Source organism: Stenotrophomonas sp. 89682_Sma (assembly GCF_056481405.1).
Map to the genome: position 1 here is coordinate 1,353,313 of NZ_CM151147.1, position 17,664 is coordinate 1,370,976.

Annotated in this window: 16 protein-coding genes and 1 pseudogene; 5 read left to right on the forward strand and 12 right to left on the reverse strand. The window is 66.0% G+C overall.

Translation table 11 applies throughout. The features are described from left to right. Nucleotides 1-126: 126 nt before the first annotated feature. The gene (locus ACZK29_RS06270; RefSeq protein ID WP_111203356.1) at nt 127-519 is read right to left on the reverse strand and encodes a barstar family protein; all 393 of its coding nucleotides are present in this window, start codon (nt 517-519) and stop codon (nt 127-129) included. 625 nt (nt 520-1,144) lie between these two features. Between ACZK29_RS06270 and ACZK29_RS06275 the strand changes: the two genes are divergently transcribed. From ACZK29_RS06275 to ACZK29_RS06290, 4 genes are all read left to right on the forward strand, one after another. Then, entirely contained in the window at nt 1,145-1,603 is a 459-nt protein-coding gene (locus ACZK29_RS06275) for a hypothetical protein (protein WP_111203355.1), read from the forward strand. A 337-nt stretch (nt 1,604-1,940) separates the two neighbouring features. Beyond that, complete coding sequence (locus tag ACZK29_RS06280) at nt 1,941-4,163, forward strand: methyl-accepting chemotaxis protein (protein ID WP_478447072.1); 2,223 nt, start codon at nt 1,941-1,943, stop codon at nt 4,161-4,163. Between the two features lie 165 nt (nt 4,164-4,328). After that, nucleotides 4,329-4,697 (forward strand): glycine zipper 2TM domain-containing protein, encoded by a 369-nt coding sequence (locus ACZK29_RS06285; protein WP_005415760.1) that lies wholly within the window; start codon nt 4,329-4,331, stop codon nt 4,695-4,697. Nucleotides 4,698-4,841: 144 nt separating this feature from the next. Continuing rightward, nucleotides 4,842-6,218: a hypothetical protein gene (locus ACZK29_RS06290; RefSeq protein WP_478446807.1), complete on the forward strand. Its 1,377-nt coding sequence runs from the start codon at nt 4,842-4,844 to the stop codon at nt 6,216-6,218. Nucleotides 6,219-6,258: 40 nt separating this feature from the next. On the opposite strand, the pseudogene ACZK29_RS06295 reads toward ACZK29_RS06290, so the two are convergent. The 5 genes and pseudogenes from ACZK29_RS06295 to ACZK29_RS06315 all read right to left on the reverse strand — a co-directional run bounded on the left by ACZK29_RS06295 (nt 6,259) and on the right by ACZK29_RS06315 (nt 11,937). Next, a pseudogene (locus ACZK29_RS06295) lies at nt 6,259-7,384 on the reverse strand (ABC transporter permease). Continuing rightward, entirely contained in the window at nt 7,381-8,568 is a 1,188-nt protein-coding gene (locus ACZK29_RS06300; protein WP_478446808.1) for an ABC transporter permease, read from the reverse strand. The pseudogene ACZK29_RS06295 and the gene ACZK29_RS06300 overlap by 4 nt, the downstream one beginning before the upstream one ends. Continuing rightward, nucleotides 8,553-9,566, reverse strand: a complete 1,014-nt coding sequence (locus ACZK29_RS06305) for an HlyD family secretion protein (RefSeq protein ID WP_478446809.1) — start codon at nt 9,564-9,566, stop codon at nt 8,553-8,555. The genes ACZK29_RS06300 and ACZK29_RS06305 overlap by 16 nt, the downstream gene beginning before the upstream one ends. After that, nucleotides 9,559-10,965, reverse strand: coding sequence for a TolC family protein (locus tag ACZK29_RS06310; RefSeq protein WP_478446810.1), 1,407 nt, complete (start codon nt 10,963-10,965; stop codon nt 9,559-9,561). Before ACZK29_RS06310 ends, ACZK29_RS06305 begins: the two co-directional genes overlap by 8 nt. Nucleotides 10,966-11,043: 78 nt before the next feature. Continuing rightward, a complete protein-coding gene (locus ACZK29_RS06315; protein WP_478446811.1) occupies nt 11,044-11,937 on the reverse strand; it encodes a LysR family transcriptional regulator ArgP in 894 nt (297 codons plus the stop codon). A gap of 104 nt (nt 11,938-12,041) precedes the next feature. On the opposite strand from ACZK29_RS06315, the gene ACZK29_RS06320 reads away from it, so the two are divergent. After that, nucleotides 12,042-12,656 carry a LysE/ArgO family amino acid transporter gene (locus ACZK29_RS06320; protein ID WP_478446812.1) on the forward strand — a complete coding sequence of 205 codons (615 nt, stop codon included), beginning with the start codon at nt 12,042-12,044 and terminating at the stop codon, nt 12,654-12,656. Here the strand turns inward: ACZK29_RS06320 and map are convergent. From map to ACZK29_RS06350, 6 genes are all read right to left on the reverse strand, one after another. Beyond that, nucleotides 12,653-13,435, reverse strand: a complete 783-nt coding sequence (gene map, locus ACZK29_RS06325) for a type I methionyl aminopeptidase (RefSeq protein ID WP_478447073.1) — start codon at nt 13,433-13,435, stop codon at nt 12,653-12,655. The two genes, ACZK29_RS06320 and map, sit on opposite strands and share 4 nt — an antisense overlap. A gap of 7 nt (nt 13,436-13,442) precedes the next feature. Next, nucleotides 13,443-13,655, reverse strand: a complete 213-nt coding sequence (locus ACZK29_RS06330) for a ParD-like family protein (protein ID WP_006425741.1) — start codon at nt 13,653-13,655, stop codon at nt 13,443-13,445. A gap of 68 nt (nt 13,656-13,723) precedes the next feature. Continuing rightward, on the reverse strand, nt 13,724-14,083 hold the full coding sequence (locus tag ACZK29_RS06335; RefSeq protein WP_106549541.1) for a bleomycin resistance protein: 360 nt from the start codon (nt 14,081-14,083) through the stop codon (nt 13,724-13,726). A gap of 142 nt (nt 14,084-14,225) precedes the next feature. Continuing rightward, nucleotides 14,226-15,110 (reverse strand): arginase family protein, encoded by an 885-nt coding sequence (locus ACZK29_RS06340; protein ID WP_111112127.1) that lies wholly within the window; start codon nt 15,108-15,110, stop codon nt 14,226-14,228. Nucleotides 15,111-15,113: 3 nt separating this feature from the next. Beyond that, nucleotides 15,114-16,178: a GNAT family N-acetyltransferase gene (locus tag ACZK29_RS06345; RefSeq protein ID WP_478446813.1), complete on the reverse strand. Its 1,065-nt coding sequence runs from the start codon at nt 16,176-16,178 to the stop codon at nt 15,114-15,116. A 28-nt stretch (nt 16,179-16,206) separates the two neighbouring features. After that, nucleotides 16,207-17,607 carry an aspartate aminotransferase family protein gene (locus ACZK29_RS06350; protein WP_005408663.1) on the reverse strand — a complete coding sequence of 467 codons (1,401 nt, stop codon included), beginning with the start codon at nt 17,605-17,607 and terminating at the stop codon, nt 16,207-16,209. Nucleotides 17,608-17,664: the final 57 nt, after the last annotated feature.

Below are 17,664 nucleotides of genomic sequence, written 5' to 3' on the forward strand. Positions count from 1 at the left end.
GGATCTGGGCGTCCGGCCGCGCCAGAGGGCGGCGGCAGCGGAGCGGGTACAGGGCCGTCCATGGTAACTGCTGGGGCCGGTGGACGCCGCTGCGGTTGGCGGGCATTGCCCGTGCGGGGCACGCAGTCAGGCCGGGATGAGGGTGATCCGCCGGTGGCTGGCGAAGATCTCCATCACGATCTCGAAGTAGGTCTGGCCCTGGCCCTGCTGCAGGGCGTCCAGCTGGAGCACAATGGCCCGCGTGTTGAAGGTGCCCGGGGCTTGAAGCTTGGACTGTAGCCACTGGCAGGTGGCAATTTGCCCCAGTGCGGCGCGGCTGTGCTCGATATCACTCCAGATGACCGTGGCACGGTCGTGGCCGGCCAGCGCGCCATAGCCGCCATGCAGCAGGTCGTCCAGCGCGTCCAGGCTTGGCCCGAGCTGCCAGCCCTCGTCGGCCATGAACACGCGGTTGATCTCCGCGTACAGGCTAGGGATGTCGTGAATGGCACAGCCTTCAATCTGCAGGACAAGCGTCATATGTCGACTGTAGCGTCGTTTCCTGTGCGTTGGGCATGGCTGAGCGCCGGATGCTTTGGGACCCACGCTGGGGTTTCGCATACTTCTTCGCTGAGTCAAGGTGCTCGGCACTCCCGTCGCGGCGCGCGCCGGTTTGCAGGGAAGAAAACGATGTGACCCATCCCCAATAGCAGGGCCAGCAGCTGGTAGAGAGATCGCCCGAAGTCTTCTTCTTATTAATTGATTGGTGCCATCGGCAGCAGGACCCCCTCGGGCGCGCTCAACTTCCACTGTCAGTGATGATTGGCTGGGTGATGGAAATAGTTTCTCATCCTGTATCATCGGCGAGAAAGGTCTGGCAAATTGTTTCTGGCATGGTCAGTAACGTTGCATCTGCGTCTCCGGTGCGATGGGGGTTGTTTGATCTGTCCCCGTTGTGAGCAGGGTGAGGTGTTGAAAGCTCAAGTAAAGGAGCGCGGCGTTCAGATATTTGTCTGCGACGAGTGTGATGCCGTGTGGTTCTCCTTGGCTGCGGTAGGGGTCTCTCCGTTCAGAGACCTTGAGGGGTATCTTGAGGAAATTTCCGTCGCCCCGTCCTGGGAGTCAATTTCTGTGGACAGGCATGAGTAGAAAGTACGCAATTTCCATGCACTCCTTGATCGTGTTGCCTCAGCGCAGCGCGTGGGTCCGTGCAGCATGGGGTGACCTTCCCGTCTCCTACTTCCAGAGCGACGAAAATCTGAATGACTGCAGTTTTATTGACTTGAAGGTCAACAAGTGGGAGATCAGTGGCAGTGGAGCCCAAGGGGGTCTGGACCCCTTCATCAGGGTTGAAATACTCAAGGGCCGGGGACTCGTAGATTACCTGGGGGAAACAGAATTTCGCCCGGCTGTAGATGTCGCTCAGGAAATTCTGCTTGTTTTCGAGTTGGACGATGGTGGTGATGAATCCGACGAGTGGCTGTTGATGCGGCTTGTATCTGTCCTGGCTGACGGCAGCAGGCTCTATTGCTGGAGGGACGGCTTCCAGCAGATCGGCATGGAGTTTTTCAGCGCTGTCCCGGCATTGGGGGGCGTTCGGGTGCGGCTGCAGCAGCGTGGGTAGCCCTGCGATGGCAGCTGCCAGATTGCAGCCCTGATGGTAGTTGCGAAGTGGCGCGCGTTATTCCTCTGGACAGCGGGGGGATCGATGGGCTTCATCCTCGTCTTCCGTACATCAAGTGAAGGCTTCTGCAGTCACGACTCGCGAGCGCTGCGTGATGATTGCGATTGATGTGCTCGTACATTGATATGCCCAGCAGGAATAACCACCTCAATTGAATGTGTCCTTCACACCTGTCTGCACAGTTCCAGAGTTTTAGATCGATATAATAATACCGACCCATAAAGTTTCCCCTGCCTGCGCCGCCATCGATCGTACGGCCATGATCAAGGGAATTGAGATGCTCGCCTTACGCAACCTCCGAGTGGGATCCCGGCTGGGTGCCGGGTTCGGTTTGCTGCTGCTGTTCATCGTGGCCATCGTCGGCCTGGCGCTGTACGGAAATCACCTGAAGTCTGCCCAGTTCGAGAAAGTGGTGGACGTCAACATGGTGAAGATGCGGCTGTTGAACGACATGCTGGATACCAACAACGCGGTGTTGATGCACCGCCGGCTGATGGTGATCAAGCGCGGTGAGGATTTCGACAAGGATTATCAGAAGGCGCAGGAGCTGTCGCAGACCTACGACGGTATCTGGGCCAAGTACATCAAGATTCCGCGCGACGCGACCGGCGATACCTTGGTTGCGAAAATCGACGCGGCACGCAAGGCCACCGACGCCTCCACCCAGCATCTGCACGAGCGCATGAAGGTCGGGGACTTCGATGGCGCGGCCAAAGAGTTGCTCGCCGAGCACGGCTTGGCCACCGCATGGAATGAGGCGATCTCGACCCTGCTGCGGCATCAGGAGACACTGACCGAGCGCAGCCGCGAGGAATACCGTTCAACCGAATCCTGGACCGGCACGTTGTCGATCGTGTTCGGGGTGCTGAGCCTGATACTTGGTTCACTGGCGGCGTGGGCCATCACCCGCAGCCTGACCCGCCCGCTGGAAGGTGCGGTGAAGCTGGCCGACGGCATCGCCAACGGGCGGCTGGACAGCAGCATCGACGCGTCCGGCAACGATGAGGTGACGCAGCTGCTCAGGTCGATGCAGCGCATGCAGGCGCAGTTGCAGTCGGTGATGGCGGCGCAGGGCGAGCTGGCCCGCCAGCACGATGCGGGCAGCCTCAGCTATCGCATGGATGAGAGTGCCTTCCCCGGCGACTACGGGCGCATGGTGCACGAGACCAATGCGCTGGTCGGCTCGCACGTGCAGGTGCAGAACCGGCTGATCGAAGTGATGAAGCATTACGCCCGTGGCGACCTGTCGGTGGACATGGATCCGCTGCCGGGCGAGAAGGCTGCGATCACCCAGGCCATGGACGAAACCAAGACCAGCCTGTCGGCGATCAACAGCGAGATCCGCCGGTTGGCGACAGCGGCCGCGGCAGGCGACTTCAGCCTGCGCGGTGACGAAGATCGCTTCGCCTACGATTTCCGCGACATGGTGGCCGGGCTCAACCGGTTGATGCAGACCACGGACGAGAATCTGGTACAGGTATCGACCCTGCTGCAGGCGATCTCGCGCGGTGACCTCACCGTACGCATGCAGGGTGACTTCCACGGCGTGTTCGCCCGCATGCGCGATGACTGCAATGCCACCGTCGATCAGCTCAAGCAGATTGTCGGCCGCATCCAGTCCAGCGCGTCCAGCATCAACCTGGCAGCAGGCGAGATTGCCTCGGGCAACACCGATCTGTCGCGTCGCACCGAGCAGCAGGCGGCGAACCTGGAAGAGACGGCGGCGTCGATGGAAGAACTGACCTCCACCGTGAAGCAGAACGCCGAGCACGCACGCCAGGCCAACCAACTCGCGATCGGCGCGCACGGTGTCGCCTCGCAGGGCGGCGAGGTGGTCGGCCAGGTGGTCACCACGATGTCGGCCATCGAAGCCTCGTCGAAGAAGATTGCCGAGATCATCAGCGTCATCGACGGCATCGCCTTCCAGACCAACATCCTGGCCTTGAACGCGGCGGTGGAAGCTGCGCGTGCCGGCGAGCAGGGCAGGGGCTTTGCGGTGGTGGCCAGTGAGGTGCGCACGCTGGCACAGCGCTCGGCCGGTGCGGCCAAGGAGATCAAGGGCCTGATCGAGGATTCGGTCGGCAAGGTCGCCGATGGATCGGCGCTGGTCCGCCAGGCAGGCACCACGATGGGCGAGATCGTGGCGTCGGTGCAGCGCGTGACCGACATCATGGCTGATATCTCCGCGGCATCGCAGGAGCAGAGCTCGGGCATCGAACAGGTGAACCAGGCGGTGGTGCAGATGGACGAGACCACCCAGCAGAATGCCGCGCTGGTGGAAGAGGCCAGCGCCGCAGCGCGCTCCATGGAGGAGCAGGCCACCCTGCTGGCCGAGGCGGTGTCGGTGTTCCGCACCGGCGCGGCAACGGCGGTGGCAGCCGTGCGTCCGGCCCTGGCTGCGGTGGCCGCGACGGTCACCACGGTGCGCAGGCCGGCGGCACTGTCGCCGCGCATAGAGCCGACACTGGCGGCCAATGCCGGTGGCTGGGAAGAGTTCTAGAACGGGGCACGCCGGCAGGGAGACGGCGCCCATCGCGATGGCTGATCGTGATGGGCGCGGATCTTCTTCCTGAACGCGCGATGGCCGATGAGGTGGCGGGCACGCGCATTTCACTTCCGGTTGCCAACGGCGGGAGGACACTTGCGTCATACCGGAACTCAGGAGATGGCCATGAAGACCTCGACCCGATTGCTTGTGCTGGGCACCCTGCTGGCGGCTTCGTCGGTAGCCGGTGCGCAGACCTATGGGCCGCGCGATGAGGGACGCAAGTTCAATGACGGCAGCCGCGTGGTCTGCAAGAACGTGGAAGTGCAGCGCAACTCGCGCGATCCGAACCGCATTGCCGGTACGGCCACCGGTGCGGTGATCGGCGGCCTGCTGGGCAACCAGGTGGGCGGCGGCAATGGCAAGAAGCTCGCTACCGTGGCCGGTGCCGTGGCCGGTGGTGCGGCCGGTCGCCAGATCCAGGGCAACAGCCAGCAGAAGAACGGCGACCGCGTGGTCGAGCGCCGCTGCGAACGCGTCTACCGCTGATCTATCACTGCCACGCTCGATTTCCCTTCCACATCGCGATACCTCGAACGCCGGCCCCGCGCCGGCGTTCTTCGTTACGGGGCCCTGTATCGCCGGCCGCTGTGTCGTGCCTATACTGCGCCGACCTCCAAGGATGAATGCCCTGTGAACGAATTGCCCCTGGCAGAGTCGCAAGTGCCGGTTGCTGGCCGCGATCCCGGGCCCGAGCCGACCACGCGATTCAGTCGGCTGCGCGAGCGTACCGATGAATTGGAACTGTTCATTTCCGGCCTGCTGGCGTTCGCACTGTTGGCGGTACCCGGCTACCTGTTCGATGCGTGGGCGCACAGCAGCCTGCACACGGAAGGCATGTACTTCCAAGTGCTGTGGTTTGGTTTCAGCATCAGCGTGGGCATGTGCTACGTGCTGGCGGTGGCGCTGATCGCGCACCTGACCGTGCGCGGGTACTGGATCGGCCTGATCGGGCTGAAATCACACTTCCCCAAGGGCATCGACTGGGAACGGTTGCCGCAGATGGGCCCGGTATCGCGTGCCTTCCTCAAGGCTCGCGACGGTGGCCTGGACGGCAGTATCGAACGCGCTGATCGTTTGGCCACCATGCTCTTCTCCACCACACTGCTTGCGGTGCAGACGCTGGCCGGCACGCTGGTGATGGCCGTGCTGACATTGTGCGTGGCGATGGCGATCAGTGCGCTTGCCGGCGGTTCCGATCGTGTGGCCATGATCGTGGTCGGTACCGTGCTGGTCATCCTGCTTGCGCTCGCACTGGTTCCTGCACTGCTGGAGCGTGTCATTGCGCGCCGGCAGCGGCGCGACCAGTCATCGGACGGCCTGCAGCGGTTGCTGCAGCGTTTCCTGGCGGTGCTGCAACGGATTCCCCTGCTAGGCCTGATGCAGACGATGCAGTTGACCCTGCAGAGTAACCTGCGCTCGCGTTCGTTCATGGCGGTCTATCTGCTGGCGGTGATGGTGGCCATGGTGCTGGGCGCGGTACAGGTGCTGGGCTCGGTGAAATTCTCGTTGTTCAACCGATACCAGGTGATGACCGACGAGGCCGTCGAACAGGGCATGTTGAGCGCGCATTACGAGTCGATGCGCTCGGCGCACGATCAGCTGCTGCCGTACCCGATGATCCCGTCGGACACGATCAGTGGTTCACGCCTGCGTGTGTTCATTCCACACCGCCCCCAGCGCGACAACCCGCTGGCGCGCCAGCACTGCACCGCCTTGCCCGCAGCGCGCAATGAAGCGACTGGCGCAAAGGCTGCCAGCGCAGCGGTGGAGTGCCTGTCGCGGTTGTGGCGGGTGCAACTGGATGGCACGCCGGTCGACCTGCACGACTTCATGCCGATGGAGCGCCGCGATCTCGACATGCGTGGCCTGGTGGGCTATCTGCCCATGGCGACGCTGGCACCCGGTCGCCACGACCTGAGCCTGGTCTGGAATGCCGAAGGGGGCGAGCGCGGCCCGGAGCGACGCCGCGAGTACCGCATCCCGTTCTGGTACGCGCCAGACCCCTGAAAAGGGGGGGGATTAAGTCGCAATCCCCCAGCCTTCCCGTTTACGACTTAATCCCCTCCGTCCCCTTTTGCGAGGAGGCGCCAGGTGGCGAGGCCGCCGTAGAGCAGCAGCAGGACGGTGAGGGTGATCAGTTCGTGGCTGACTTCGGCCAGGCGGGCGTCCATCTGGTTCAGGCGCACCATCAGGTTGATGCCCGAGGTAGTTGGCAGCAGTTGCGCCAGCCACACCAGCGGTTGCGGCGTCATCACCGCCGGCCACGACAGGTTGGCGAGGAAGAACAGCGGGATCGAGGTGGCGATGATGTACTGGAACGCGCGTTCGCGGGTACGGAAAAAGCTGCCGATGAACAGGCCGAACGCCACCGTCGCGGCGATGAACAAGGTGCCGCCCAGCAGCTGGCCCAGCGGATTGCCGCCGCGCGGATAGTCCTGCACCCACGCGGTGAACCCGGCGTAGTAGAACAGGCCGAACAGGCCGATCAGGCCGAAGCCCAATGCCATGCCGGTCAGCGTCGGCAGGTCGAAGCGCAGGCGGCGGCCCAGTACGAGTCGGCGGCCGCCGAGCAGTACGCCGATGCCCATCAACAGGGTCTGGTGCACGATCAGCTCGGCCACGCCGGGCACGATGGCGCTGCCATAGCCTTCCTGGGTGTTGTACAGCGGGCGCTGCACCAGCGTGACCGGCGGTGCCTGCGGTGCGCCCATGAAGGCGGCCTGGCCGACCACCGCGTCACGTCCGAATGCGCCCAGTGCATCGGCCACGCTGCCCAGCACCCAGCTGGCGCGGCCCAGGTACGCACCGTTGCCGAGCAGTACCAGCTTGGCCGGGTGCCCACGCAGGATGTCGCGCTCAAGATTGGCCGGGATCAGCACGATGCCCTCGGCGTGGCCGGCTTCCAACTGCTGGCGCGCGCTGTCGATGTCGGCCGGCTGCCCGACCACGCGCGCGACCCGCAGGGCATCGAGCTTGCGCAGCAGTTCGCGGCTGGTGGCGCTGTGGTCTTCGTCCACCACCAGCACCGGCAGGTTGCCGGCCACCTGGTGGCGATACGCGGCCGGGTAGAAGAACGAGTACAGGATGACCGCACCGACCATCACCACGATCGCGTAGCGGTCGCACAGCACCGCCATCAGGGTCTGCCGCAGGCTGCGCCAGAGTGCGCTCATGCGTCTGCCCCTGCCGGTTGTGCGGCTTCGGGCGTGTGCGCGAAGGCGATCAGGCGCACGCCGCCGATGCCACCGGCCACCACCGTCATCAACAACAGCGTGGCCAGCGGCCATGCCGAAACCTGCAGCGGCGAACCGATGAACTGCTGCTGGGTCTGCAGCTTGATGTAGGCGCTGAGTGGCAGCAGTTGATGCCAGATGCGGGTGAACAGGGGGCCATCCAGCACCGGGAAGGTGGCGCTGGAGAATGCCAGCGCCGTGCCGATGCTGAGGCCGACCGCGGATAGCGCAGTACCCATGTCGCGAGTGACCCCGACGAAGAACAGCGCGTAGGCGGCGGTGGCCAGGTAGAACACCGGCTGCGCGAGCAGCAGCAGGAGCACGCTGCCCGCAACGCCATCGCCGCGCAGCCAGGCCAGGTAACCGATGCCGAGCGCGCCATACAGCGAGAACAACAGGATGTACGGCGCGATCTTGCCGGCAATCGCAGCCCACGGCGTGCGGCCCAGCCAGGTGGGCAGGGTTCCGTCGCGGATCTCGCGGCCGAGGCTGCCAGCCACGGCAAGCGCCAGCACCAGCGACAACACTGCCGGGAAGATCAGCGGCAGCAGGAACAACTCGTAGCTGCGCGCCGGGTTGTAGAGGATGTCCGACTGCACCGCGATCGGCGCCGCGCGCAGCTTGCCCGGGCCGACCTGCAGGCCGATGCGCTCGCGCAGCAGGCGCGCGTTCCATGCCGAGACCGCATCGCCGATATCGCGCGCCGCCGACTGGCCGGTGGTCATGTAGGTGGCGTTGTAGTAGGCGAACACCGTGCCCTGGCGGCCGCGCAGGGCTTGCCGGGTGACGTCGCGCGGCACCAGCACGATGGCGAACACATCCAGGCGGCGCAGCTGCGAACGTGCGTCTTCCATGTCCGCAGGCTGGCTGGCGATGCGCACGCCGGGGCTGGCATCGAGCATGCGCAGCAGCAGGCGGCTGTCACTGCTGTGGTCGAGATCGACCACGGCGATCGGGATGTCGCGCATCACCGACGGAGTGAACATCCACGCCATCACCACCAGCATCAGCAGTGGCAGCAGGGTGACCAGCATCAGATCGGCGCGGTTGCCGTACAGCGCACGCAGCTCGCGCCGCCAAGAGGCGGCGAAGCCGCCTTGGCCGGGGCTCAGTGCTGGGGCCATGCGAACAGCACGCTCATGCCGGGGCGGAAACCCTCGATGCGGCGTACCGGGCGCACCCGCACCTCGAAGCTGCGGACGTCGTAGCCGGACGACTGGCGGGTTGTGCGCCAGGTTGCATAGTCGCCGGCCGGGTTGATGAAGTAGACCTCGAACTCGCCGTCCAGGCCGAGTGCCGGCACGCTGCCCTGCAGCTTGCTGCCGACCTTCAGGCCCTGCATCTGCGATTCGCGCAGGTTCATCGCTACCCACATGCGATCGATGTCGACCAGGGTGAACACCGGGTAGCCGGCCGGCACCAGTTCGCCCGGGTCGGCCATGCGCTTGTTGATCTCACCCGCCACCGGCGCGCGTCCTTCCACTTCGGCACGCGCAGCGTTGACCTCGGCCACCGCGCCTTGTGCCTGCTGCACCTGGCCCTGCGCCGCGCGCTTGTCCTGCTCGCGTGCGCCGGCCAATGCCATGTCGTACTGCGCGCGGGCGGCACGCGCCAGTTCGCGCGAGCTGGTGGCCTGGGCATGCGCTTCATCGCGCTTCTGCCGGGTCATCACCCCTTCGTTGAACAGGTTCTGCACGCGCTGGTAGGTGGCTTCAGCCAGCGTCGCACCGGCTTCGGCCCGCTTCCAGTTCGCTTCGGCGGCGCGGATGTCCTCGCTACGCGCACCTTCGTCGGCCTTGTCGGCCACCGCCTGCGCGGCGGCCAATGCGCCGTGGGCCTGCTGTTCCTTGGCGGCCACCTCGGGGCTGTCGAGCAGGAACAGCACCTGCCCGGGCTGCACGCGGTCACCCTCGCGCACCTTCAGTTCGGCCACGCGCGCGGTGATCTTGGCGGCCACGTTGATGGTGTCCGCATCGGCCATGCCCTGGATCTGGTCCGCCGGGCTGCGCCAGGCCAGCCACAGGCCGAGCACCACCACGACCAGCAATACCACCACCAGGATCGGTCCCAGCCGCCGCTTGCCAGGGGGCGTCGTCGCTTCGTCGTGCAGCACATCACTCATGGTCGATCACCTCGTCCGCACGCCGCCGGAACTCTTCGAAACGGTCCATCTGTCCACTGATCTCCAGCAACTGTGCCAGCGCAATATCGTATTGGTAGGCGGCCTGCGCACGCTCGACACGGGCGCCGCCCAGGCCGAGCCGCGCGTCGATCACATCCAGCGAAGTCGCCTGGCCTTCGCGGAATGCCAGCTCCTGCAGGCGCAGGTTTTCCTGCGCCTGCGCGATGCTGCTGTCGAGCAGCACATACTGCTGGCGCGCGGTTTCCAGCTCATTCCAGGCCTTGCGCACGCCCAGCGCGACCTGGTTCTCGGCCTCGCGCAGGCCGGCTTCGGCCTGGTCCTGCTGCGCACGCGCGGCGCTGATCTGCGCCGGCCGCGAGTTCGGCGACAGGAAGGTGTACTTCAGGCCGATGCCGAACGCCCAGTCCGGATCGGTCAGCATCTCGTCGCGGCGGCGGAAGTCGTACTGGCCGAAGGCGAAGATCTGTGGCTTCAGCTTGGCCTGCTGCACGCGCACGCCCTGTTCGGCCTGCGCCACCTTCGCCCGCAGGCGCGCGATCTGCGGCTGGCGCGCCTGTGCAGTGCGCTCGAAGCTGGCCACCGGTTCCAGCGGCACGCGCTGCACGAACAGCGGCGACACCGGCTGCACCTCGCCACCGCTGCGCAGCAGCGTGGCCAGCGCGGCCTTCAGCGTGGCCAGGTCGTTCACTGTCTTCTGGTATTCGCGCTCGGCCTTGTCGCGGGCCACGGTGGCCTGCAGGCGCTGCGCGCGGGTGGCGAAGCCCTCGCGTTCCAGCTTCTCCGCATCGGACAGGTGGCGGTTGAGGCCATCACGTACGTCGCGGCGTACGTCCACTGCCTGCTCGGCCAGCCGCTGGCCGAAATAGGCCTGGGCCAGCTGCACGGTCAGCGATTGGCGCTGTGCCTCACGCTCGGCGCTGGCCTGTTCGTGGGCGGCGCTGGCGGCACGTTGCGCGGCCGGAATCACGCCGCCGGTGTACAGCGGCAGCACCGCGGTGACCACGGGACGGGTACGCCAGTCGCGCTCGGTGAACGACAGTGGCGAATCGATGCCGAAGGCTTCTGCCACGGGGGCCAGCGAGCCCAGTGGCAGGGTGAGGGTCTTCTGGAACTGCAGGCGGCGCACTTCGCCGGTGATTTCCGGCAGGCGCAGCAGGCGGGTGGCGTCCTGCAGGTCCTGCTTGTTGCGTACCGCTGCATCCGCGGCCGCCAGTGCATCGGAGACCTGCTCCAGGCGTTGCCGCGCTTGTTCCCAGTCCAATGCAGGTGCGTCGGTGTTGTTCTGCGCGGACGCAGCAAATGGCAGGCAGGTCGCCAGCGCCAGCGCCAGCGCGGCGTTCGCGCGGTGCATCCTTGTACGTCGGCCGATCACGCCCATGCCGTCCCAGTGGTAAAGAAGTGCGCAAACGGTAGTGCGCGCGGCGTGAAGCCCGGGTCTGCGATCATCGGATTGTCCTCAACGAAGGGTGCCGCTGGCCGCAGTGCGCAGCGCCTGGGTGATGTGCTGCAGCGTGCTTGAGCGCACGGCGGCATGCTGCCAGTACAGCGGCACATCGAGCCAGCGGCGGGGTTCCAGTACCACCACGCGGCCGGCGCGCACGGCAGGTGCGACCAGCGATTCCGGGGCCATGCCCCAGCCGAGTCCGCACGCGGCGGCTTCGACGAAACCGGTGGAGGAAGGCAGGTAGTGTAGCGGTGGCTGCAGGCGCGCGCGGGTCAGTCGTCGCACGAAGCGCCACTGCAGTTCATCCTTACGGTTGAACACCAGCATCGGAACGCGTGCCAGTGCTGTGGCGTGCATGCCGTCGCTGAAGTATTGGCGGGCGAAGCCGGGCGAGGCGATGGCGTGGTAGCGCATCGCGCCGAGCGGGTGCACGTTGCAGCCCTTCACCGGCTGGCTTTCAGCGGTGACCGCGCCGAGCACGCTGCCATCGCGCAGCAACTGCAGGGTGTGGTCCTGGTCGTCCATGCGCAGGTCGAACAGGTAGCCATGGCGCTGGTGCAGGTCGGCGATGGCCGGCACGAACCAGGTGTCGAGCGAGTCGTCGTTGACCGCCAGCGGGATCGGCGTGCGCACGGCGTCACTGCCACGTTCGGGCAGCAGCTCGGCCAATGCCTCGGCCTCCAGCGCCTGCATCGGTCGTACCCGGCGCAGCAGCGCTTCACCTGCGGTAGTCGGCCGGCAAGGTGCCTGGCGTACCACCAGCACCTGGCCCAGCCGGTCCTCGAGTGCCTTGATCCGCTGCGACAGCGCCGACGGGCTGATCGACAGGCGGCGTGCGGCGGCCTCGAAGCTGCCTTCCTCCAGCACGGCAGCGAACGCGGCCAGTTGTGGATGTACCAGGTCCATGCGGGGCCTCTTCAGTCCTTCTGCACAGGATAAAGAAAAACCAGATTGTATTAACCGGCCATTGGCCGCACCCTGCGCATCCCCTCGCTGCCCGGCCTGTCCTGATGTGGATCGCCGCTACCGTTGCCGGCCTGTTCGCGGGCGCCGGCCTGATCATCGCCATCGGTGCACAGAACGCCTTCGTGCTGCGCCAGGGCCTGCAGCAACGTCACGTGGGAACGGTGGTGGCCGCCTGCGCCGGCGCGGACATCGCGCTGATCCTTGCGGGCGTGGGCGGCATGGGCGCGCTGGTGCTGCAGTGGCCGTTGCTGCTGCAGGTGCTGCGCTTCGGTGGTGCAGCGTTCCTGCTCTGGTATGGCCTGCAGGCCGGGCTGCGCGCGTGGCGCGGTGGCAGTGCGCTGGCGGCGGGCGAGGTGGAGGGTGGCAATCGATGGCAGGTGCTGCTGACCTGTCTGGCCTTCACCCTGCTCAATCCGCACGTGTACCTGGATACCGTGGTGCTGCTGGGCAGCCTGTCCACGCGCTACCCGGGTGATCTGCGTTGGGCGTTTGCTGCCGGCGCCTGCGCGGCCAGCGTGATCTGGTTCTGTGCACTGGGCTATGGCGCGCGGCTGCTGCAGCCGGTGTTCCGCAGGCCGAGTGCCTGGCGTGTGCTGGACGCCGGCGTGGCGATCTTCATGTTCTGCCTCGCCACGCTGCTGCTGTTGCGCCCGCTCTAGGCCGCTTCCACCGCGCACAACGGTGTTTCGCCCGGACGCAGGGTCAGTACGCGCACGCCGTTGCGGGTGACCGCGACGGTGTGTTCGAACTGTGCCGAGAGCTTGCCGTCGCGGGTGTAGACCGGCCACTCGTCCGGCTGCTGGCGGATGGCCGGCTTGCCCTGGTTGAGCATCGGTTCGATGGTGAACACCATGCCTTCTTCCAGCACCCTGCCGGTGTTGGGATGGCCGTAATGCAGGATCTGTGGTTCCTCGTGCATTTCCTGGCCGATGCCATGGCCGCAGTATTCCTTCACTACGCTGTAGCCGTGGCTGCGCGCGTGGCGGGCGATGGCGTGGCCGATGTCGCCCAGGCGTGCGCCGGGGCGCACCGCGGCGATGCCTTTCCACATCGCCTGGTAGGCGGTCTGCACCAGCCTGCGCGCGGCGTAGTCGACCTCACCGACCAGGTAGGTGGTACTGGAATCTGCGATGTAGCCGTTCTTCTCCAGGGTGATGTCGAGGTTGACGATCTGGCCGTTGCGCAGCACGTCGGTGGTGCTGGGCACGCCGTGGCAGATGACGTTGTCGATCGAGGTATTGAGCACGTACGGGAAGCCGTACTGGCCCTTGCTGGCCGGCCGCGCCTCCAGCTCGTCGACGATCATGCGTTCGACGAAGTCGTTGATCTCCATCGTGCTGCGGCCCTGCAGCGGCAGCTGGTCGAGCGCGGCGAATACCTGTGCCAGCAGGCGCCCGGATTCGGCCATCAGCGCGATCTCGTGCGGCTGCTTGATCATCGCCATGTCAGGCCCGCCCAGGCGCCAGCGCCTGCGGCTGTACCCCGGCCGCGCGCAGTTCGCTGGCGACGATGTCCTGGAAGCTCAGTGTGGGGTTCATCTCGCACAGCATGCCGACCCGGATCCAGAAGTTGGCCTGGGCGTTGATCGAGCGGCTGGAGACGGTGCAGGCACGGCGCAGCTGGTCGTGCAGGGTGTCATCGATGTTGACGATGCCCATGGGCGGTCCTCGAGAAGCGGTTATACGAATCGTATATGTTTCGTATATCCATCTCAAGCCGACGTCGTTTAGTCCACGTGGGTGGCAAAGCGCAGCCGGTTGCCGTCGGGGTCGCGCAGCAGCATTTCGCGGCTGCCCCATTCGGTGTCGTGCGGTGGCTGCTCGATCGGCACGTTGGCCGCACTGAAGGCGCGGTGCAGGCTGTCGACGTCGTCGACAATGAAATACACCGCGCCGCCGACCTCGCAATCGCCGCTGTGTTCGGTGAGGAAGATCGTCTGGCCATCGCGGGTAAGCTGGGCGAACAGCGGGAAGCCGGGTTCGAAGCGGTGTTCCCAGTCGACCACGAAGCCCAACCCCTGCACGTAGAACGGCAAAGTGGTGTCGGCGTGGCGCATGCGCAGCTGCGGGATGACGGTCTGGGGCATGGCGGTGGCTCCTGGGACAGGCGCCCAGTGTAGTGCCGGCCGCTGGCCGGCATCCTTGGGAGCCTGGCCACGATGAGGTTGCCGGCCAGCGGCCGGCACTACCGAAGCCACGCCGGCCAGCGGGCGGAACGAACGACAGCGGTCAACCGGCCATCGGCACCGAAGCCATCGCCGCCAGCAGTTCGCGGTTCACCTGCTGGTGCCGGGCCTGCCAGGCAGGAAGATCATCGGCGCTGACGTCCGGCTGGCCATCCAGCGACGACAGCCAGCGCTTGAAGCGGCTCTGGTAATTGGCCAGCGACACTTCGCCGGTAATGTCGCTGCCGACCAGGCCGCCGGCACGCAGCGCTTCGATCACCACCAGCGCGTCTTCCAGCTGGAAACGGCCCTGGTCCCAGTTGCTACGCGCGACGTCCTCGGCGAACACGTCCTTGTCGATCGACAGGTAGGTCGGCTGCGGCGACTTGGCCTGTTCGGCAGCAAACGCAGCCACCAGCGCTTCGGGGTGCTCGAAGCGGCGGAACGCGTGGCCCATGCCGAGGCGATGGCCCCAGCCGACATCCACGTCCATGCACCAGTAGGTCAGGCGACCGCCCATCAGCGGGCGCCAGTGGTTCTCCCAGGCATGGCCGAGGCCGATGTCGCTGGAGGTGATGCCGAGCACATGGATGTGCGAGATCTGCGGCAGCTTGCTGGCGGCATTCACCCATGAACCGCAATGCATGCCGAACGGAAAACGCATGTTGTCCGGATGGTTGTCCAGCACCACCAGCTGGAACGGCGCTTGCGCGCGCATGCGGCGCAGCAGCGGCAGGCTGAGGTGATGGAAGTCACCACTGCCGAGCATCACTGTGCCGAGCTGGGCCGGCAGCGGCGCAAGCACCTCGGTGCTGAAGCGATCCAGGGTGCCGTTGCTGCAGGCGAAGCGCAGCGGGTCGTGCCACTGCGGCAGCGCCAGGGTCTGCGCCTGGGCCAGTGGCAGCACGCCACCGTCCAGGTCGAGGATCAGCGGAGAACGCAACTGCATCACTCAGCCGCCTCCATCAGGTTCGCCCTGCAGGTACGGGGCCAGCCGGCGCAGGGCGGCACGCAGCAGTGGGGAACGGGCGTGGATCGCGTGCCGGGTTGAGGTGAAGCTGGCCCCCAGCTCGGCCTTGATCCGCGAGTCGGTCCAGCCGGCCACGTAGTGGCTCAGGCCGTGCTGCAGGGCGTACTCGAGGTTGTGCATCCAGCTGACCGCGTACAGGTTGTGCTCGCGCGACTGCGGGTAGGCCAGGCCGATGTACTTGTCCACCAGCTTGCCGGCATGCACATAGCACAGGTTCCAGCCGATCAGCTGGCCCTCGTGACGGTACAGGAACATCCGGCCCTGACCCTGGCTGTCGGCCAGCAGGTGCTGCAGGTAGGGCAGGCCGAGCTGGTCGAAGTGCACCGCGCTCTGCGCATACACGCCCAGGTACAGCGCATGCAGTTCGGCCTGCAGCCGTGGGTCGGCCAGGGCCGGATCACCGGTGGCGATGCAGTCGATCTGCAGGTCGTCGCGCGAGCGCAGCTTGCGCCGGATGTTCTTGCGGCGCGAGGACGACAGGCGGCCGAGATAGCCGTCGATCGAATCGAAATCGATCGCCACCCAGGCCAGCGGCATGCCTTCCAGTTCAACGAAGCCGCGTGCCAGCAATGCCTGCAGGAAGGCGCCACTGTGCGCATTGGCCGCGTCGTCCAGCAGCGGTGAATCGATGGCAAGGTCCTTTACCACCAGCAGCCGGGTATCGCCGATGGCGTGACGCGTCACGTCCTCGGCCAGCGCCTCCGGCGCAACGTGTGCCGGCAGCGGGGTGTACTCGGTGCTGGTGGCGCCGACGAAGCGGGTCTGCCAGGTGATCCACGGCCGCCACAGGCGCGACAGCGGCAGGCCGAGCAGCTTGCTGCGCAGCGCGTCGTCCATCGTGGTGGTCAGGTCGAGCGGTGCACGGAAGGTCGGCAGGCCGCTGGGAAGGCGGCCTGCCTCGAATCCGAGCGGCGGGTGGGCCAGGAAGCCCTCCAGCAGCGCGGCCGGTTCCAGCGCGGTGCTGGATGCGCGTGACGTCATCTCCATCGGCACGGGAACCGGCAGCGCATCGACCTCAGCCCTTGGCCTTGGTCAGCGCCTGGTCGAGCAGGGTGATCGCCAGGTCGATTTCTTCGTAGCTGATGTCCAGAGACGGCGCAAAGGTGATCACGTTCTTGTACCAGCCACCCACGTCGAGCACGAGGCCCATGCGCTTGCCGTCATGCAGCAGGTCGCCGGCCAGGCCGATGTCGACCATGCGGTCCAGCAGTTCCTTGTTCGGGGTGTAGCCGTCGGCCTGGCAGATTTCCGCGCGCAGGGCCAGGCCCAGGCCGTCGACGTCGCCGATTTCCGGGTGACGCTTCTGCAGGCCACGCAGGCCGTCGAGGAAGTACGCGCCCTTTTCCGGCACGGTGCGTTCGTAGTCCATTTCCTTGCCCAGCTTCAGCACTTCCAGGCCCAGGCGGGTGCCCAGCGGGTTGGAGTTGAAGGTGGAATGGGTGGAGCCCGGCGGGAATACGGTCGGGTTGATCAGCTCTTCGCGTGCCCACAGGCCGGACAGCGGGTTCAGGCCGTTGGTCAGCGCCTTGCCGAACACCAGCACGTCCGGGGTCACGCCGAAGTGCTCGATCGACCACAGCTTGCCGGTGCGCCAGAAGCCCATCTGGATTTCATCGACCACCATCAGGATGCCGTACTTGTCCAGCACGCGCTTGAGGCCGGTGAAGAAGTTGCGCGGCGGGATGACATAGCCGCCGGTGCCCTGGATCGGCTCGACGTAGAACGCGGCGTACTCGGCCTGGCCGACCTTGGGATCCCACACGCCGTTGTACTCGCTTTCGAACAGGCGCTCGAACTGCCACACGCAGTGGTCGGAGTACTCGTCCGGGGTCATGCCCTTCGGACGACGGAAGGGGTACGGGAACGGAATGAACATCGCGCGCTCGCCGAAGTGGCCGTAGCGGCGGCGGTAGCGGTAGCTGGAGGTGATCGACGACGCACCCAGGGTACGGCCGTGGTAGCCGCCTTCGAAGGCGAACATCAGGCTCTTGCCGCCGCGCGCGTTGCGCACGATCTTCAGCGAATCCTCGATGGCCTGTGCACCGCCGACGTTGAAGTGCACGCGGCCATCGAGGCCGAACTTCTCGTGCATGTCCACGGCAATGGTCTTGGCCAGCTGCACGCGGGTCGGGTGCAGGTACTGGCTGGCGACCTGCGGCAGGGTGTCGATCTGGTCCTTCAGCGCGTCGTTCAGGCGCTTGTTGCTGTAGCCGAAGTTGCAGGCCGAGTACCACATCTGCAGGTCGAGGTAGGGCACGCCCGCACCGTCGAACATGTAGCTGCCTTCGCCACGCTGGAAGATCTTCGGCGGGTCGACGTAGTGGACGGTGTCGCCGAAGGAGCTGTAGCGCGCTTCGTCGGCCAGCAGCTGCGCATCGGAGGCAGCGGCGTCGGCGTTCTTGTCAAAAATGTTCATGCAGTTCGGTTCCGTGAAGGACGTTCGAAAGGGGGCAACGGGGGAGCGTGGCTGGAA

What these genes read in the sequence shown, in the direction of transcription:
- ACZK29_RS06345 (WP_478446813.1), bottom strand. Translation starts at nt 16,178, where the DNA reads ATGGAGATGACGTCACGCGCATCCAGCACCGCGCTGGAACCGGCCGCG.
- ACZK29_RS06275 (WP_111203355.1), top strand. Translation starts at nt 1,145, where the DNA reads ATGCACTCCTTGATCGTGTTGCCTCAGCGCAGCGCGTGGGTCCGTGCA.
- ACZK29_RS06320 (WP_478446812.1), top strand. Translation starts at nt 12,042, where the DNA reads ATGTGGATCGCCGCTACCGTTGCCGGCCTGTTCGCGGGCGCCGGCCTG.
- map (WP_478447073.1), bottom strand. Translation starts at nt 13,435, where the DNA reads ATGATCAAGCAGCCGCACGAGATCGCGCTGATGGCCGAATCCGGGCGC.
- ACZK29_RS06315 (WP_478446811.1), bottom strand. Translation starts at nt 11,937, where the DNA reads ATGGACCTGGTACATCCACAACTGGCCGCGTTCGCTGCCGTGCTGGAG.
- ACZK29_RS06285 (WP_005415760.1), top strand. Translation starts at nt 4,329, where the DNA reads ATGGCCATGAAGACCTCGACCCGATTGCTTGTGCTGGGCACCCTGCTG.
- ACZK29_RS06280 (WP_478447072.1), top strand. Translation starts at nt 1,941, where the DNA reads ATGCTCGCCTTACGCAACCTCCGAGTGGGATCCCGGCTGGGTGCCGGG.
- ACZK29_RS06350 (WP_005408663.1), bottom strand. Translation starts at nt 17,607, where the DNA reads ATGAACATTTTTGACAAGAACGCCGACGCCGCTGCCTCCGATGCGCAG.
- ACZK29_RS06270 (WP_111203356.1), bottom strand. Translation starts at nt 519, where the DNA reads ATGACGCTTGTCCTGCAGATTGAAGGCTGTGCCATTCACGACATCCCT.
- ACZK29_RS06340 (WP_111112127.1), bottom strand. Translation starts at nt 15,110, where the DNA reads ATGCAGTTGCGTTCTCCGCTGATCCTCGACCTGGACGGTGGCGTGCTG.
- ACZK29_RS06330 (WP_006425741.1), bottom strand. Translation starts at nt 13,655, where the DNA reads ATGGGCATCGTCAACATCGATGACACCCTGCACGACCAGCTGCGCCGT.
- ACZK29_RS06310 (WP_478446810.1), bottom strand. Translation starts at nt 10,965, where the DNA reads ATGGGCGTGATCGGCCGACGTACAAGGATGCACCGCGCGAACGCCGCG.
- ACZK29_RS06305 (WP_478446809.1), bottom strand. Translation starts at nt 9,566, where the DNA reads ATGAGTGATGTGCTGCACGACGAAGCGACGACGCCCCCTGGCAAGCGG.
- ACZK29_RS06335 (WP_106549541.1), bottom strand. Translation starts at nt 14,083, where the DNA reads ATGCCCCAGACCGTCATCCCGCAGCTGCGCATGCGCCACGCCGACACC.
- ACZK29_RS06300 (WP_478446808.1), bottom strand. Translation starts at nt 8,568, where the DNA reads ATGGCCCCAGCACTGAGCCCCGGCCAAGGCGGCTTCGCCGCCTCTTGG.